The following is a 16,909-nucleotide window of genomic DNA, read 5'->3' on the forward strand; positions in this document are numbered from 1 at the left end:
CCAACCGCCATGTCGGAGTCACTTTTCGACAACGACACCAAGGGAGGGGCCACATGACAGCTCTGCACGCCTTTTTGACCGAACCATTCCTCGGAACCGCCACCTGGTTCTGGCTGGCCTTCCTGGCCATCGTGATTCTCCTGCTCGTACTTGACCTCGGCGTTCTGCAACGCGATCACCATGAGATCGGGGTGCGCGAAAGCCTGATGCTCTCCGCCGGCTACTTCGCCTGCGGCCTGGCCTTCGGCGGCTGGGTCTGGTTCGAGTTCGGCGCCACCCGCGCGGTGGAGTACTACACCGGTTTCCTCGTCGAACAGTCGCTGTCGATGGACAATGTGTTCGTCATGGCGATGATCTTCGGCTTCTTCGGCATCCCCCGCCGCTACCAGCACCAGGTGCTGTTCTGGGGCATCCTCGGCGCCATCGTCATGCGCGCGCTGATGATCGGCCTGGGCGCCGCGCTGGTGAAGGAGTTCGAATGGATCATGTACGTGTTCGGCGCCTTCCTGCTGTTCAGCGGCGTGAAGATGCTGTTCAGCAAGCACGACGACGAACCGGACCTGGCGAACAACCCGGTACTGAGATTTCTGCGCAAGCACATCCGCATGACCGACACGATCCACGAGCACCACTTCTTCGTGAAGATGCCGGATGCCTCGGGCAAGCTGGTGCGTTTCGCCACCCCGCTGTTCCTGGCGCTGGTCCTGATCGAGCTGGCGGACCTGGTGTTCGCCGTGGACAGCGTGCCGGCGATCTTCGCCATCACCCAGGACCCGTTCATCGTCTACACCTCGAACATCTTCGCCATCCTCGGCCTGCGCGCCCTGTACTTCTCGCTGGCGGCGATGATCCACCGCTTCGTCTACCTGAAGTACGCCCTGGCCCTGGTGCTGGTGTTCATCGGCACGAAGATTTTCCTCCACGGTTTCATCGGCAAGGTTCCCGCCGCCCTGTCGCTTGGCGTAACCTTCGGCCTGCTCGCCGGTGGCATCCTGCTATCGTTGATCAAGACCCGTAACGCCAGCCAGGAGCCGCTGGAAATCGTGAGCCAGGAGAGTGTGCATGCAAGCACTGGAGGTGAGGATCGAAACCGTTGAGTTTCGCGGCCAGTCCTACTGGCAGGTCCGCCTCGGTCGTCGTGCGCTGCGCTTCCCTCACGAGGCCGCTGCGCGGGCCTTTGCCGCCCAGTTGCATACGCGACGGGAGTGGTGGCTGGAGCAGGCCAGGGCCGACACGTCGGAGCCCTCAGAGCCGTAACCTCGCTTGTAGGAGAAGATTTGTCCTCGATGCTGCTTCAGCGCAAGGGCTGTCGCAGGCATGGCCAGCTCCTACAACAGCCTGTGAACCCAGCGTTCCCCTGTAGGAGCGGGCCATGCCCGCGATTGCGCCCAGAGGGCGCCGCTGAATAAGAAAAAGGCCCGCATCAGCTCCGTAGGGCGCATAACCCGGAACGGGTTATCCGCCGATGGCATCGATGGCGGATAACGCCGTAGGCGTTATGCGCCCTACCCGCTGGCCAGTTGCACATCGCGGACGGAGTCCGCTCCTACCGTCTTCTGGATCCCCGCGTTCGCGGGGATGACGATTGCGGAGCGCGGTGCACGACATCGTCACTCCCGCGAACGCGGGACAGCGCTTGCGCTGAACGCACTTCAGTGCGGCCCGAAGGGTGAGCGTAGCGAATAGCCCAAAAGACAGTTGCTCCTACGCACAGCATGACTCCCCGCCAATGAAAAAGGCCCGCATCAGCGGGCCTTTTTCATTGAGCTTGCGATCAGCGACCGCTGCGCAGCATTTCCTTGGGCACGTACTTGCCGATCTCGAACTTGCCGATGGCCGCGCGGTGCACTTCGTCCGGGCCATCAGCCAGGCGCAGGGTGCGCTGCATCGCATAGAAGTACGCCAGCGGGGTGTCGTTGGAAACACCGGCGCCGCCGTGCATCTGGATGGCGCGGTCGATCACCTGCAGGGCGACGTTGGGCGCCACGACTTTGATCTGGGCGATCTCGCTCTGGGCGATCTTGTTGCCGACGGTGTCCATCATGTACGCGGCATTGAGGGTCAGCAGGCGGGCCTGGTTGATCTCGATGCGCGAGTTGGCGATGTGGTCGATGTTGCCGCCCAGGCGCGCCAGCGGCTTGCCGAAGGCGGTGCGGCTGACGGCGCGCTTGCACATCAGTTCCAGCGCGCGTTCGGCCATGCCGATGGAACGCATGCAGTGGTGGATACGACCCGGGCCGAGGCGCCCCTGGGCGATCTCGAAGCCACGGCCTTCGCCGAGCAGCACGTTCTCATAGGGGACGCGCACGTTTTCGAACAGCACTTCGGCATGGCCGTGCGGGGCGTCGTCGTAGCCAAACACCGGCAGCGGGCGGAGGATCTTCACGCCGGGCGCGTCGGTGGGCACCAGGATCATCGAGTGCTGCTGGTGGCGCGGCGCGTCGGGATTGGTCAGGCCCATGAAGATCATGATCTTGCAGCGCGGGTCGCAGGCACCGGAGGTCCACCACTTGCGGCCGTTGATCACCCACTCGTCACCGTCGCGCACCGCGTTGGCCTGCATGTTGGTGGCGTCGGACGAGGCCACACCCGGCTCGGTCATGGCGAAGGCGGAGCGGATCTCGCCACGCAGCAGCGGTTCCAGCCAGGTGCGTTTGTGCTCCTCGGTGCCGTAGCGCACCAGCACTTCCATGTTGCCGGTGTCCGGCGCGGAGCAGTTGAACGGCTCGGAGCCGATCAGCGAGCGGCCCATGATCTCGGCCAGCGGCGCGTATTCCATGTTGGTCAGGCCGGCGCCCAGTTCGGACTCGGGCAGGAACAGGTTCCACAGGCCCTCGGCCTTGGCGCGGGCCTTGAGCTCTTCCATGATCGCGGTGGGCTGCCAGCGGTCGCCCTGGGCCACTTGCTCGTCGAACACCTTCTCGGCGGGATAGACGTAGGCTTCCATGAACGCGGTGACGCGCTCACGCAGATCCTGAACCTTGGCGGAATAAGCGAAATCCATGGGGGCTACCTTCTGGCGGCGGGTTGTTTGTCGTGGTGATGATGCTAGAACAGCAACGAGGATTTACCCAGCCTATTATCCGAATCAATGAACATTCATAACCCATATGGACCTGGGCGCAGGTTCGGGTATGATCGAGCGCAGAACAACTAAAAAGCGGAGCCCTGGAATGAACCTCAGCAAGGTCGATCTGAACCTGTTCATTGTCTTCGATGCGATCTACACCGAAGCCAACCTGACGCGCGCCGGACAGATCGTCGGCATTACCCAGCCCGCCGTCTCCAACGCCCTCGCCCGCCTGCGCGAAACCTTCAACGACCCGCTGTTCGTGCGTACTGCACAGGGCATGGTGCCCACGCCCATGGCGCAGAACATCATCGGGCCGGTGCGCAATGCGCTGCAGCTGTTGCGCATCTCGGTGCAGGAAAGCCGCACCTTCACGCCTACACAGGCGAACAAGACCTACCGCATCAGCATGACCGACCTCACCGAGGCCGTGATCCTGCCGCCGCTGTTCCAGCGCCTGCGCCGCCAGGCGCCGAACGTGCACATCGAGAGCTTCCTCTCCAAGCGCCGCGAGACCACCAAGGAACTGGCCGCCGGCCGCCTGGACTTCGCCGTGGACGCGCCGCTGAACACCGACCCGCAGGTGCGCCACGTCAAGCTGATGGAGGACCGCTACGTCTGCGCCATGCGCCAGGGCCACCCGCTGGCCAAGGACAAGCTGACGCTGGAGGAATACCTGTCGGTGGCGCACATCCAGATTTCCAGCCGTCGCAGCGGCCTGGGCTATGTGGATCTGTCGCTGGGCAAGATGGGCCTGCAGCGCAAGATTGCCCTGCGCTCGCAGCACTATCTGATGGCCTCCACCGTGGTGCAACAGACCGACATGGTGGTGACCGTGCCCGAGCGTTTCGCCCGTCACCACGGATTGCATTTCGTCAACCTGCCGGTGAACGACGTGCCCAGGCTGGAAACCCACCTGTACTGGCACGAAAGCACCGACCAGGACCCGGCCAACCGCTGGATGCGCGAGCAGATCATCGAGCTGTGCCAGCAAGTGACGGCGCGGGAGCGTGAGGCGGCGCAACAAGCATGATTGCTATTCGTAGGAGCGACTCCGTCCGCGATTGGCCTGGCAGCGAGGTTGATCGCGGACGGAGTCCGCTCCTACAGGTTGAACCCTGCGCGACATTCAACCCACGCGCCGTACCCGCTCTCGTAGGAGCGGAGCTTCTCCGCGATGCTCTTCAGCGACGCTAGGCCTTCGCGGACAAGGTCCGCTCCTACAAGAGCCCCCGCGCACCGATATCTCTCTGTAGGAGCGCGCCATGCGCGCGATCGCGGGCATGGCCCGCTCCTACAGGGAAACGCCAACGTCACCTGCGCGTTTTGCAGGGTTCATAACGTTCGAAACAATAAGCCGCCCGCAGCCCCGCCCTGCCGAAGTGCCTGTCCAACGAACAGGCCGGGGTCTGCCGGCGAACCCGTAGGGCGTATAACGCTCCGCGTTATACGCCGATTGACCTTGATTCAGAGCGCTTCGAACTTGGCCCTGGAGCTGGCGGCATAGCCTGGAGTAACGGCGTACAACCGCAAACGGTTGTACGCCCTACGCCGAACCCTTTACAGGCTGCGCGCAATCACCAGCCGCTGCACGTCGCTGGTGCCTTCGTAGATCTGGCACACGCGCACGTCGCGGTAGATGCGCTCCACCGGGTAGTCCTGCAGATAGCCATAACCACCGAGGGTCTGAATCGCCGCGGAGCACACGCGCTCGGCCATTTCCGAGGCGAACAGCTTGGCCATGGAAGCTTCGGTCAGGCACGGCATACCCGCTTCGCGCAGGCTGGCGGCGTGGTGGACCATCTGCCGGGCCACGGCGATCTCGGTAGCCATGTCGCTCAGACGGAAAGCCACGGCCTGGTGCTGGATGATCGGCTTGCCGAAAGTCTCGCGCTCGTGGGCGTAGTCGCGGGCGTATTCGAACGCGGCGCGAGCCATGCCGACCGCCTGGGAGGCGATGCCGATGCGGCCGCCTTCGAGGTTCGCCAGGGCGATGGCGTAGCCCTGCCCTTCCTCGCCCAGCCGGTAGCTGGCCGGGATGCGCACGTCGTCGAAGGCAATCTGGCAGGTATCGGAAGCATGCTGGCCGAGCTTGTCCTCGACGCGCACCACGCGGTAGCCCGGAGTATCGGTGGGCACGATGAAGGCGCTGATGCCCTTCTTGCCCGCTGCCGCATCGGTCACCGCGAAGACGATGACCAGGCCGGCGTGTTTGCCGGAGGTGATGAACTGCTTGCTGCCGTTCAGCACGTAATGGTCGCCGTCGCGGCGGGCGCGGGTCTTGAGGAAGCTGGCGTCGGAGCCGGCCTGTGGTTCGGTCAGGGCGAAGGCGCCGATCATCTCGCCACGGGCCAGGGGCATCAGGAACTGGCGCTTCTGCTCGTCGTTGCCGAACTTGGCAATGGGCATGCAGCCCACCGAGTTGTGCACGCTCATGATGGTGGAGCAGGCGCCGTCGCCGGCGGCGATTTCCTCCAGCGCCATGGCGTAGGCCAGGTGGCCGGTCTGCGCGCCGCCCCACTCCTCCGCCACCAGCATGCCGAGGAAGCCGAGGTCGGCCATTTCCTTCAGCGCTTCGGCGGGGAAGCGGTGCTCGCGGTCCCACTCGGCGGCGAAGGGCTTCAACCGCTCCTGGGCGAACTGCCGGGCAACGTCGCGGATCTGGATGTCTTCTTCGCTGGGAATCATCGCTTGTTCCTTAGGCCAGACGCTCGACCGCAATGGCCGTGGCTTCGCCGCCGCCGATACACACCGCAGCCACGCCGCGCTTGAGGTCGTACTGCTTGAGCGCCGACAGCAGGGTCACGATGATCCGCGCGCCGGAGGCGCCGATCGGGTGGCCCAGGGCGCAGGCGCCGCCGTGGACGTTGATCTTGTCGTGGGGGATGTCCAGCTCGCGCATGGCGGCCATGGCGACCACGGCGAAGGCTTCGTTGACTTCGAACAGGTCGACATCGTGCATCGCCCAGCCCGTGCGGCGCAGCAGGCGGTTCACCGCGCCCACCGGGGCGGTCGGGAACAGGTTCGGCGCATCGGCGAAGGATGCATGGCCACGGATGGCCGCCAGCGGAGTCAGGCCGCGCTTCTCGGCCTCGGACAGGCGCATCAGCACCAGCGCGGCGGCGCCATCGGAGATGGAACTGGAGTTGGCCGCGGTCACGGTGCCGCCGTCGCGGAACGCCGGCTTCAGGGTCGGGATCTTGTCCAGCCGGGCCTTCGGCGGCTGTTCGTCCTGGCTGACTTCGCGGGTTTCCTTGCCGGCCTTGACGGTGACTGGAACGATCTCGTCGGCGAAGCGGCCTTCGCTCATGGCCTTCTGCGCGCGGGTCAGCGAGGCGATGGCGTAGTCATCCTGCTGCTCGCGGGTGAAACCGTACTTCTCGGCGCAGTCCTCGGCGAAGGTGCCCATCAGGCGGCCCTTGTCGTAGGCGTCCTCGAGGCCGTCGAGGAACATATGGTCGAGCACCTTGCCGTGGCCCATGCGGTAGCCGCTGCGGGCGCGCTCCAGCAGGTACGGCGCGTTGGACATGCTCTCCATGCCGCCGGCCAGGGCCACGCGGGCGCTGCCGGCGAGCAGCGCGTCGTGCACCATCATCGTGGCCTTCATGCCCGAGCCGCACATCTTGTTCACGGTGGAGCACGGCGTGCCGCGCGCAAGGCCCGCACCCAGCACCGCCTGGCGGGCCGGGGCCTGACCCTGGCCGGCTGCGAGCACGCAGCCGAGCACGGCTTCGTCTACCTCTTCCGCGCCCAGGCGGGCACGTTCGACGGCGGCGCGAACGGCGGCCGCGCCGAGGGTGGCGGCGTTGGTGTCCTTGAAGTCGCCGAGGAAACCGCCCATGGGGGTGCGGACGGCGCTGACGATAACGATGGGATCGTTCATGGAATAGTCCTCCTGCTTACTTCGCGGCCATGCGGATGGCGCCGTCGAGGCGGATCACCTCGCCGTTGAGCATGCTGTTCTCGATGATGTGGCGGGCCAGTGCGGCGTATTCGTCCGGGCGCCCGAGACGCGGCGGGAACGGCACGCTGGCGCCGAGGGAGTCGCGGACTTCCTGGGGCATGCCGGCCATCATCGGGGTTTCGAAGATGCCGGGGGCGATGGTCATCACGCGGATGCCCGAGCGCGCCAGTTCGCGGGCGATGGGCAGGGTCATGCCGACCACGGCGCTCTTGGAGGCGGAGTACGCGGCCTGGCCGATCTGCCCGTCGAAGGCGGCCACCGAGGCGGTGTTGATGATGATGCCGCGCTCGCCACCGGCGTCCGGCTCGTTCCGCGCCATGGCTTCGGCGGCCAGGCGCAGCATGTTGAAGGTGCCGATCAGGTTGATGTTGATGGTGCGGGTGAAGCTTTCCAGGGCGTGCACGCCGTTGCGGCCGATGATCTTTTCCGCCGGGGCCACGCCCGCGCAGTTGGCCAGGCCGTGCAGCGCGCCGAAGGTGTCCAGCGCGGTCTGTACTGCGGCTTTGGCGTCCGCCTCGCTGCACACGTCGGTGCGGATGAAGCGCGCATTGGCCTCGCCCAGCTCGGCGACCTGCGCGGCGCCGGCTTCGGCATTGATGTCCGCCAGCACCACCTTGGCGCCGGCGTCCACCAGGGCCTTGGCGGTGGCCGCGCCGAGGCCGGAGCCACCGCCGGTGATCAGGAATACCTTGTTCTGGATCTGCATGAAGTCTCTCCGCTGTACTTAGTGAGCAGCCGCTTTCTCGGCTGCTTCGCGTTGCTTGGCGATCTCCTGGTTACGCAGGAGGAAGCGCTGGATCTTGCCGCTGGGGGTCTTGGGCAGTTCCTCGACGAACTCCACTTCCCGCGGGTAGCTGTGCGCCGACAGTCGCTTGCGCACGTACTGTTGTAGTTCCTCGGCCAGCTCCGTGCTCGGGCGATAGGACGAACAGAGCACCACGAAGGCTTTGACCAGCTCGGTGCGCTCCGGGTCGGGCTTGCCGATCACCGCCGCCTCGATCACCGCCGGGTGCTCGATCAGCGCGCTTTCCACGTCGAACGGGCCGACGCGATAGCCGGAGGTGGTGATCAGGTCGTCGGAGCGGCCGACGAAGCTGATGCTGCCGTCCTCATTCAGCTCCACGGTGTCGCCGCTCAGGTAGTAGTCGCCGACGAAGGCCTTGGTCTCCATGCCCTGGTAGCCCGCGAACCACATCAGCGGCGACTGGCGGCGGTCCATGGCGAGGATGCCGGGCTGGCCGACGGGCAGCTCGTTGCCCTGCTCGTCCAGCACCACCACGCGGTGGCCGGGGATGGAGTAGCCGGCGGCGCCCAGGTGCACCGGGTGTTCCAGTGCGTGGTGGTTGGCCAGGACCATGCCCAGCTCGGTCTGCCCGTAGTGGTCGTGGATGGTCACGCCCAGCTCGCTGGCGAACCAGCGGATCACTTCTGGGGTGAGCGCCTCGCCGGCACTGCTCACGGCGCGCAGACGGCCCTTGAGCGGTTTGGACACCGCCTCACCGGCGGCGATCAGCAGGCGGTACGCGGTGGGCGAGCCGGCCAGGTTGGTGATGCCGTACTTGCGCACGATGCGGCAGGTGCTCTCCACCGAGAACGCGCCTTCGTAGAAGGTGATCGGATGCCCCATGGCCAGCGGCCCGGTGACGCCGTAGTAGAGCCCGTAGGCCCAGCCGGGGTCGGCGAGGTTCCAGAACGAATCCTCCTCGCGCAGGCCCACCGCGTCGCGCATGTAGCCGACGAAGGCGACGATGGCCTTCAGCGGCACGGCCAGCGGCTTGGCCAACCCGGTGGTGCCGGAGGTGAACATCAGCAGGAAGGTGTCTTCGCCGCTGCGCAGGACCGGTTCGAAGTCCGGCGAGTGGCGCTCCAGTTCGGCCCAGAAACTGTAGTCGCCATGGCGGATGCCCTGCCCCTTCTGGCCACTGACGGTCACTAGCGTGGGGGCGTCGGGCACTTCGTCGAGCTTGGCGCGGTTGGCGCCGTCGGTGACCACCACCTTGCTACCGGCCAGCTTGACCCGGTGCTCGATGGCCTTGGGGCCGAAGGCGGTGAACAGCGGCTGGTAGACCGCGCCCAGGCGCCAGGTGCCGAGCACGGTGATCAGCAGTTCCGGGGTGCGCGGCAGCATGCCGGAAACCACGTCGCCGGGGCGCACGCCGAGGCCGTGCAGGAAGCTGGCGAAACGGCCGGAAAGTTCCTTGAGCTGGGTGAAGGTGTAGGAGGCGCTGTCGCCATCCTTGCCCTCCCAGAACAGCGCGACACGGCCGGGGATGGCGTGGCGGTCGCAGCATTCGACGCAGGCGTTGAGCGCGTCGAGGGTGCCGGCCAGGGTGGCATCGGCGGTGGCGCGGTAGTCGAACTCGGCCGTGGCGGCGGTATGGGAACGCATCGCAGGACTCCTGGGTTGTTCTTGTGTGGAGTCTCCTGATGTTCCCGCCGCAGAGCGGAGCGGGCAATGTCGAAAGCCGCCAATCTGGATGAGCGGATTGGACAGCCCGGGCGTGTGGAGATGATGGGCGTTGCGTAGGAGCGGACTTCGTCCGCGATGAGCATCGTGCAGTGCGGATCGCGGGCATGGCCCGCTCCTACAAGGTCCGGTCTCGCTCGGCGTTCACCTGTAGGAGCGGACTCCGTCCGCGATCCGGCCGCCAGGCCGGCCAACGAGGGTCCCGGCTTCGCCGGGATTTCGCGGAGAAGCTCCGCTCCTACGAGAGCGTCGTGTGCGGGGATCAGACGCGGAACTGATCCATCAACCCCTGCTGGTGATTCGCCAGCTTGTTCAGCGACTGGCTGACCTGCGCCGACTCCTGCGCCTGGCTCGACAGCGATTCGGTCACGTCACGAATCCCCGCCACGTTGCGGTTGATCTCCTCGGCCACCGCGCTCTGCTCCTCGGCGGCGCTGGCGATCTGCAGGTTCATGTCGGTGATCACGCTGACCGCGTCACCGATGCGCTTGAGCGCGGCCACGGCCTGCTCCACCTGGCTTACACTGTCCTGCGCCTGGCGATGGCTGTTGCTCATGGCGCCGACCACGTCGCGGGTGCCGTTCTGCAAACCTTCGATGACCTGGCGGATTTCCTCCACCGAATCCTGGGTACGCCGCGCCAGGTTGCGCACCTCGTCGGCGACCACCGCGAAGCCGCGCCCCGCCTCTCCGGCACGCGCCGCTTCGATGGCCGCGTTGAGCGCCAGCAGGTTGGTCTGCTCGGCGATGCCGCGGATCACTTCCAGCACCGAGCCGATCTGCTCGCTGCTCGCCGCGAGGCCTTCCACCTGGCTCATGGCGCTACTCATGTCGCTGGCCAGTTCGTCGATCAGGCGGGTGGTGTTGTCGATCACGTCGAGGCCGTCACGGGTCGCGCCGTCGGCACCCCGGGCGGCTTCGGCGGCCATGGCGGCGCTGTTGGCAACGTCGTGGGCGGTGGCGCTCATCTCTTGCGAGGCGGTGGCGACCTGGTCGACTTCACGGAACTGCTGCTGCATGCCCGCGCTGGTCTGGCTGGCGATTTCCGAGGACTGGTCGGCGGTGGCGCGGGCGTCCTGCACCGAGGATTTCACGTCGCGGATGATCGGCTGCAGCTTGTCGAGGAAACGGTTGAACCAGCCGGCCAGCTCGCCCAGCTCGTCCTTGCCCGAGTAATCCAGGCGCCGGGTCAGATCACCTTCGCCGCTGGCGATGTTGCGCAGCATGGCGGCGACGCCCAGGATCGGCCGGGTCACGCCGCGGGCGGTGAGCCACACCAGCAGCAGGCCGACCACGGCGGCGATCAGGCCGATCAGACTCTGCCACAGCGCGCCGCTGGAGCTGCGTTCATCCAGCTGCTTCTGCAATTGCAGCGCGGGCGCGAGCAGGACGTCCTGGGGCACGTCCAGCACGACGGCCCAGGGTTTACTCGCTTCCGGGATCGGCAGCAGCGGCTCGACCACGCGCAGTTGGCCGTCCTTCTCCAGCACTTGCGGGCGGCCGGCGGTCTGCACCGCGAGCAGTTCGCTCGCCTGGCCGGGGAAGGCCTTTTCCAGCGGATTGCCAAGCAGCGCTTCATCGCGGCTATAGCCCGCCAGCAGGCCCGCCGGGCTGACGATGCTGACGCTGCCGGCGCCGTCATAGAGCTGGCGGTTGCCATCGCTGCTGAGCTGCTGCAGGCGGCTGAGGCTGATGTCGATGCCGACCACGGCAATGACCTTGCCCTGGTCGATCAACGGGAAGGTCACGGTGGTCATCAGCACCTTGGCGCCCGACGCGCTGTCGAAATAGGGGTTCAGCACGCAGGCCTTGCGGGTCTGCAGCGGGCACTGCTGCCAGGTGTTGAACGGGCTGCCGTCGAGCATCGGCGTGGTGTCGGCGATCATGTCCTCGGTCACCGCCAGCCCCGTCATCTCGCCGGAGGCCTTCTGCGCCCAGTAGGCGCCGAAGCGGCCCTTCTCGTTGCTGCCGGCATCGGGCTGGTCGTGGAACTGCGCGTCCTGGCCGTCCAGCGCGTCAGGTTCGAAGACCACATAGAGGCTGAGCAGGTTGGGGTTGCTCTTCAGACCGTCGCGCACCAGTTGGTTGAGGTCCTTGCGCACGCTGGCGGCGTCCACGCCGTGCTTGGTCGACTGTTCGCGCAGCTGGCTGACCTGACGGGAGAACTGGTTGCCGAAGTGGTACACGTCGGTGAAGAAGCGCTGGATGATCTCCGCCTGCTGCTCGCTGCGCGCCTGCATCCGCGCCTTGGCCGCGTCCTTGAGCATGTCGGCATTGGCCGCCTTGATCAATTGCGCATCGTGGTTCATCCGCAGCAGCGAAAGGCCGACCAGCAGGCTGACGATGCAGAGCAGGCACAGGCCGGTCAGCAGCGTGATTTTCCACTGGATCGAAAGGCGGGACAGAGGCATGGCGTGGCGTCCTTGAGCAAGGTTCGGTTCTGTGAAGAGTTAACGGCGCGAAACGCGCTTTCTTGAGCCGAAAGCCCCGGAATTTCAGGGTTCCTGGCGCATCAGCGCGCGGTATTGCCCCGGCGTGGAGCCGGTCCACTTGCGAAAGGCCTTGTAGAAGGCACTGGTGTCGGCGAAGCCCAGTTCCTCGGCCAGGTCGGCGAAGTTGCCGTCGCCGCTGTCCAGCCGGGCTATGGCCAGGTCGCGGCGCAACTGGTCCTTGAGTGCCTGGTAGGACTGCCCTTCGGCGGCCAGCTTGCGACGCAGGGTCGAGGGCGCCATGTAGAAGTGCCCGGCCAGCGCATCCAGGTCCGGCCAGCGCTCGAACTTCAGGCTGCGCAGGTAGGCCTTGGTGCGCGCCGCCAGGCTCTGCGGGTCGCGGTAACGCACCAGGATGTTGGCCGGCGCGCCATTGAGGAAACGCCGCAGCTCGCGCTCGTCCCGGCGTACCGGCAGCTCCAGCGCCTCGGCGTTGAACAGCAGGCGCGACTGGCGGCGGGCGAAGAGCAGGTTCTCGCTGAACATCACCCGGTAATCCGCGATGAAGTCCGGCTGCGGGCAGCGCAGTTCGGCGGCGAGGATCGGGATGCGCCGGCCCACCAGCCAGCAGGCCAGGCCGTGCAGCATCAGCCACAGGGTGAAGTAGCAGAAAGCCCGCGGCGCCGGACCCTCGGGCTCGTCGAGGACGATAGCGGCGAGGCCGTCCTGGCGAGTCAGCCGTGGCGTGAAGTCATCGAAGATCAGGCCCATGAAACGCAGCGCGGCATTCAGCGCCGCTTCCAGGGTCGGCTCGCGGATCGCCGCGGCGGCCATGAAGTTGAAGCTGCCCGATTTCATCCGCCGGGCATTCATACCGAAGAACTCGTCATCCATCGCACGCGCCAGGCGCCGCCAGAGCCGCGCGTAGGCCTGGCTGGAGACCCGCGCATAGGGCTTGCCGAACAGCTCGGCGGGAATGCCGGCGGCGACCAGCAGCGGACCCTCGTCCCCTCCGGAACGACGAAACTCGGCCAGCGCCTCGGCCACCAGGCGGATGGAGATGGTGCCCTTCTCTACGCCCATGCCGCCTCGCGGTCATGGGCGTGAGGGCGGGTCAATCGATCAGCCACGCTTGCTGCGCACCTCTTCGATGCTGATCTCGCGCATGCGGAACTTCTGGATCTTGCCGGTCACCGTCATCGGGAACTCGTCGCAGAAGCGGAAGTGGCGCGGCACCTTGAAGTGGGCGATGGCGGCCTTGCAGAAGGCGCGCAGCTCGTCCTCCCCGACGCTGTGGCCGGGGTGGAACTTGACCCAGGCGACCAGCTCCTCGCCGTATTTCTCGTCGGGGATGCCGATCACCTGGGCATCGGCCACGGCGTGGTGGGTGTAGAGGAACTCCTCGATCTCGCGCGGATAGATGTTCTCGCCGCCGCGAATGATCATGTCCTTGCTGCGGCCGACGATGCGCACGTTGCCCGCCTCGTCCATTTCCGCCAGGTCGCCGGTGAGCATCCAGCGCGCCGGGCTGATGGCTTCGGCAGTCGCCTGCGGGTTGTTCCAGTAGCCGAGCATCACGCTGTAGCCGCGGGTGCACAGTTCGCCGATGGTGCCGCGCGGGACGATGCGGCCGTCGGCGTCGATAATCTTGCTTTCCAGGTGCGGCTGGGTGCGGCCAACAGTGGTGACGCGGGTTTCCAGGTCGTCTTCCGGGCCGGTCTGCAGCGACACCGGGCTGGTCTCGGTCATGCCGTAGGCGATCTGCACCTCGGCCATGTGCATCTCGTCGATAACCCGGCGCATCACTTCGATCGGGCAGGTGGCACCGGCCATGATCCCGGTGCGCAGGCTGGAGAGGTCGAAGTCGCGGCGGGTCGGGTGATCCAGTTCGGCGATGAACATGGTGGGCACGCCGTACAGCGCGGTGGCCTTCTCTTCCGCCACTGCCGCCAGGGTCGCCTCGGGTTCGAAGCTGGGCGCGGGGTAGATCATGGTGGAGCCGTGGGTCAGGCAGCCGAGGTTGCCCATCACCATGCCGAAGCAGTGGTACAGCGGCACCGGGATCACCAGGCGGTCGTGCTCGGTGAGGCCGAGGCTGTCGCCGACCATCAGGCCGTTGTTGAGGATGTTGTAGTGGCTGAGCGTGGCGCCCTTGGGGAAGCCGGTGGTGCCGGAGGTGTACTGGATGTTGATCGGCTCGTCGAACTGCAGCAGCGCCTGGCGCTCGGCGAGTTCGGCGGCGGAAATCGCGGCGCCCAACGGCGCCAATTGGCTCCAGCGCAGGAAGCCGGCGGGCGCGGTGTCGGACAGGCTGATCACCCCGCGCAGCTCCGGCAAACGCTCGCTGGAGAGTTCGCCCGGACGGCCCTGCCCCAGCTCCGGCAACAGGCCGGCGAGCATGCCGTGGTAGTCGGAGGTCTTGAACGCATCGGCGCACACCAGCCAGCGGCAGCCGGACTGCTTGAGCGCGTACTCCAGTTCGTTGCTGCGGTAGGCCGGGTTGATGTTGACCAGCACGGCGCCGACCTTGGCGCTGGCGAACTGGGTCACGCACCACTGCGCGCAGTTGGGCGCCCAGATGCCCAGGCGGTCGCCGGGGCGCAGGCCCAGGGCAAGGAAGGCGCGGGCAATGCCATCGACCACCTCGGCCAGTTCGGCCCAGGTGTAGCGCAGGTTCTGGTGGCGAACGACTAGGGCCTCGCGCTGCGGGAATCGCTCGACCGTGGCGTCGAAGGCAGCGCCGACGGTCATGGCCAGCAGGGGCTTGTCCTGGCGGCCGCGGGTGTAACTCAGGTGGTTCATGGCTTTCCCTTGTTGTGCTTGTTCTGGGATCAACGCCGAACGTTCGACTGCGGCAGCGACGTCGGCGTCTGTGGCCGGGCTTGCGTGCAGGCCGCCGGCCGGTCCGACTGGCCGGTCGCGGGCTGCGGACCATGTTTACGTTAACGTAAAGGTAAACGCAACCCCGGAACATCGTCATCGATGCCGTACAGCCAATCCGTACATGGGAGGATAGCCAGTCACAAAACGTGCCATCAGATGGAAAGCCCATAGCTGGCGAGGGTTTGACACGTTTTTCAACTACCGGGGCCTATCCTTGGCCGGTTGCATTTCGCAACAGCTGGAACCTTGCCCGCCCCTGCGCTGGCACTGCACCGCCCGCGTACCTGACCGATTGTCGAATCCGCTGTCTCAAGCCGTCGCAAAGTGATACAGCCGCTTCTTCACGCCGCCAGGTGCGCTGGACCGGGGCATGAATTAAAATCCCGCGAAATTACCTACAGGGATGTAGAGAATTTCCCACTCACGCCTGCGAATCACATTCATGACTAGTCGCCGTTCGATACTGAGCCTGCTTCTTGCCTGCGCCGCTGTTGTCTGTACATCGAACTCTCTCGCCGCCTCGCCCGCCAAGGCGACACAGCCCAATCAACTGGTCCTGGCCTCCGGCAGCGCGCTGGTGGTCGACCTGCAGACCGACAAGGTCATCTATTCCAGCAACCCCAACCTGGTCGTGCCCATCGCCTCGGTGACCAAGCTGATGACCGCCATGGTGACGCTGGACGCCAAGCTGCCGATGAACGAGATAGTCACCGTCGACATCTCCGAGACCGCAGAAATGAAGGGCGTGTTCTCCCGCGTGCACCTGGGCAGCCAGATCAGCCGCGAGAAGATGCTGCTGCTGGCCCTGATGTCCTCCGAGAACCGCGCCGCCGCCAGCCTTGCGCACAGCTATCCGGGCGGCTCCAAGGCCTTCGTCGCGGCGATGAACGCCAAGGCCAAGTCCCTGGGCATGAACCATACCCACTATGTGGAACCCACCGGCCTGTCGATCCACAACACCTCCAACGCCGAGGACCTGATCCGCCTGGCCAAGGCCGCCTACACCTACCCGCAGATTCGCCAGATGAGCACCACCGCGACCAGCGACGCGCGCTTCAGCAAGCCCGGCTACTCGCTGAGCTTCTTCAACACGAACCCGCTGGTGCGCGGCGGCAAGTGGGACATCCGCCTGACCAAGACCGGCTTCACCAATGACGCCGGCCACTGCCTGGTGATGGTCACCGTGATGAACGGCCGCCCGGTCGCGCTGGCGCTGCTGGACGCCTTCGGCAAGCACACCCATGTGGCCGACGCCGGCCGCATCCGCCGCTGGGTGGAAACCGGCAAGGCTTCGCCGGTGCCCGCCGTCGCCCTGCAGTACAAGGCCCAGCGCAGCCAGGCTCGCGCGGCCAGCGTCACCGCTACCGCCGAGTAAGCCCCTTCGACTGGCGGAGTCCGCTCCGCCAGTCGCCCTCTCCTGCCTCCCCTCTCCTTCCGCTTCTCGCTCTGTCGCTTCAGCCCTGCTGGATGGCGCTTCCGTCACTTATATGCTGATCGTCATTCAATGCTAGTATGACGATCGTAATATTTGATTGCCGGAGCCTTGCGATGACCGAACTGACACTCACCCGTGAACAGAAGATTGCCGCCTGGGAAGCGGCGGCCACGCAGAGGCGCCAGTGCCTGGCCGAGCCCGGCGTGGTTTCGCTGCAGGAGTTGCGTGGCAAGACGCCCCAGGAATTCTTCGACGGTATTGGCGCTGGCGAACTGCCCGCCCCGCCGATCAATGCCCTGATCGGCTTCGTCCCGCTGGAATGGGGCCAGGGCCGCTTCATCTTCCAGGGCACCCCGGACCTGCGCCACTACAACCCGCTGGGCACCGTGCACGGCGGCTACGCGGCGACTTTGCTGGATTCGGCCATGGGGTGCGCGGTGCACACCATGCTCGAACCGGGCCTGGGCTACACCACCACCGACCTGCGCATCAGCTACATCCGCGCGCTGACCCGTGACACCGGGCCGATCCGCGCCGAAGGCACGCTGATCCATCTGGGCCGCTCCACCGCCCTGGCCGAGGGCCGCCTCTACGACGTGGACGGCCGCCTCTACGCCACCGGTTCCACCACCTGCCTGATCCTCGGGCGCTGACAGGCCATT

13 protein-coding genes are annotated in these 16,909 nt (G+C 66.2%); 5 read left to right on the plus strand and 8 right to left on the minus strand.

The genetic code is table 11. From position 1 onward, the window contains the following. Nucleotides 1-53: 53 nt before the first annotated feature. Together J5M67_RS11835 and J5M67_RS11840 are read left to right on the plus strand one after the other, a co-directional pair. Nucleotides 54-1,097, plus strand: coding sequence for a TerC family protein (locus tag J5M67_RS11835; protein ID WP_207885507.1), 1,044 nt, complete (start codon nt 54-56; stop codon nt 1,095-1,097). After that, entirely contained in the window at nt 1,063-1,257 is a 195-nt protein-coding gene (locus J5M67_RS11840; protein WP_207885508.1) for a hypothetical protein, read from the plus strand. Before J5M67_RS11835 ends, J5M67_RS11840 begins: the two co-directional genes overlap by 35 nt. 517 nt (nt 1,258-1,774) lie before the next feature. On the opposite strand, the gene J5M67_RS11845 is transcribed toward J5M67_RS11840, so the two are convergent. Beyond that, the gene (locus J5M67_RS11845) at nt 1,775-3,004 is read right to left on the minus strand and encodes an acyl-CoA dehydrogenase (protein WP_207885509.1); all 1,230 of its coding nucleotides are present in this window, start codon (nt 3,002-3,004) and stop codon (nt 1,775-1,777) included. Nucleotides 3,005-3,173: 169 nt separating this feature from the next. Here J5M67_RS11845 and J5M67_RS11850 point away from each other — a divergent pair, with 169 nt between their 5' ends. Then, complete coding sequence (locus tag J5M67_RS11850) at nt 3,174-4,103, plus strand: LysR family transcriptional regulator (protein WP_207885510.1); 930 nt, start codon at nt 3,174-3,176, stop codon at nt 4,101-4,103. Between the two features lie 527 nt (nt 4,104-4,630). On the opposite strand, the gene J5M67_RS11855 is transcribed toward J5M67_RS11850, so the two are convergent. The 7 genes from J5M67_RS11855 to J5M67_RS11885 form a co-directional block, all read right to left on the minus strand. Next, nucleotides 4,631-5,758, minus strand: coding sequence for an acyl-CoA dehydrogenase family protein (locus J5M67_RS11855; RefSeq protein ID WP_207885511.1), 1,128 nt, complete (start codon nt 5,756-5,758; stop codon nt 4,631-4,633). Between the two features lie 10 nt (nt 5,759-5,768). Next, nucleotides 5,769-6,953, minus strand: coding sequence for an acetyl-CoA C-acyltransferase (locus J5M67_RS11860; protein WP_207885512.1), 1,185 nt, complete (start codon nt 6,951-6,953; stop codon nt 5,769-5,771). Nucleotides 6,954-6,969: 16 nt separating this feature from the next. Further along, a complete protein-coding gene (locus tag J5M67_RS11865; RefSeq protein ID WP_207885513.1) occupies nt 6,970-7,740 on the minus strand; it encodes a 3-hydroxyacyl-CoA dehydrogenase in 771 nt (256 codons plus the stop codon). Nucleotides 7,741-7,758: 18 nt separating this feature from the next. Further along, nucleotides 7,759-9,423, minus strand: a complete 1,665-nt coding sequence (locus J5M67_RS11870; RefSeq protein WP_207885514.1) for an acyl-CoA synthetase — start codon at nt 9,421-9,423, stop codon at nt 7,759-7,761. A 340-nt stretch (nt 9,424-9,763) separates the two neighbouring features. Next, the gene (locus tag J5M67_RS11875; RefSeq protein ID WP_207885515.1) at nt 9,764-11,911 is read right to left on the minus strand and encodes a methyl-accepting chemotaxis protein; all 2,148 of its coding nucleotides are present in this window, start codon (nt 11,909-11,911) and stop codon (nt 9,764-9,766) included. A gap of 84 nt (nt 11,912-11,995) precedes the next feature. Next, a complete protein-coding gene (locus J5M67_RS11880; RefSeq protein ID WP_207885516.1) occupies nt 11,996-13,012 on the minus strand; it encodes an AraC family transcriptional regulator in 1,017 nt (338 codons plus the stop codon). Nucleotides 13,013-13,051: 39 nt separating this feature from the next. Then, complete coding sequence (locus J5M67_RS11885; RefSeq protein WP_207885517.1) at nt 13,052-14,731, minus strand: AMP-binding protein; 1,680 nt, start codon at nt 14,729-14,731, stop codon at nt 13,052-13,054. Nucleotides 14,732-15,254: 523 nt separating this feature from the next. Between J5M67_RS11885 and pbpG the strand changes: the two genes are divergently transcribed. After that, entirely contained in the window at nt 15,255-16,187 is a 933-nt protein-coding gene (pbpG, locus tag J5M67_RS11890) for a D-alanyl-D-alanine endopeptidase (protein ID WP_207885518.1), read from the plus strand. A gap of 173 nt (nt 16,188-16,360) precedes the next feature. Next, on the plus strand, nt 16,361-16,900 hold the full coding sequence (locus J5M67_RS11895; RefSeq protein WP_207885519.1) for a PaaI family thioesterase: 540 nt from the start codon (nt 16,361-16,363) through the stop codon (nt 16,898-16,900). Nucleotides 16,901-16,909: the final 9 nt, after the last annotated feature.

Source organism: Pseudomonas sp. 30_B (genome assembly GCF_017491605.1).
In the GTDB taxonomy this organism is placed as follows: Bacteria; Pseudomonadota; Gammaproteobacteria; order Pseudomonadales; family Pseudomonadaceae; genus Pseudomonas.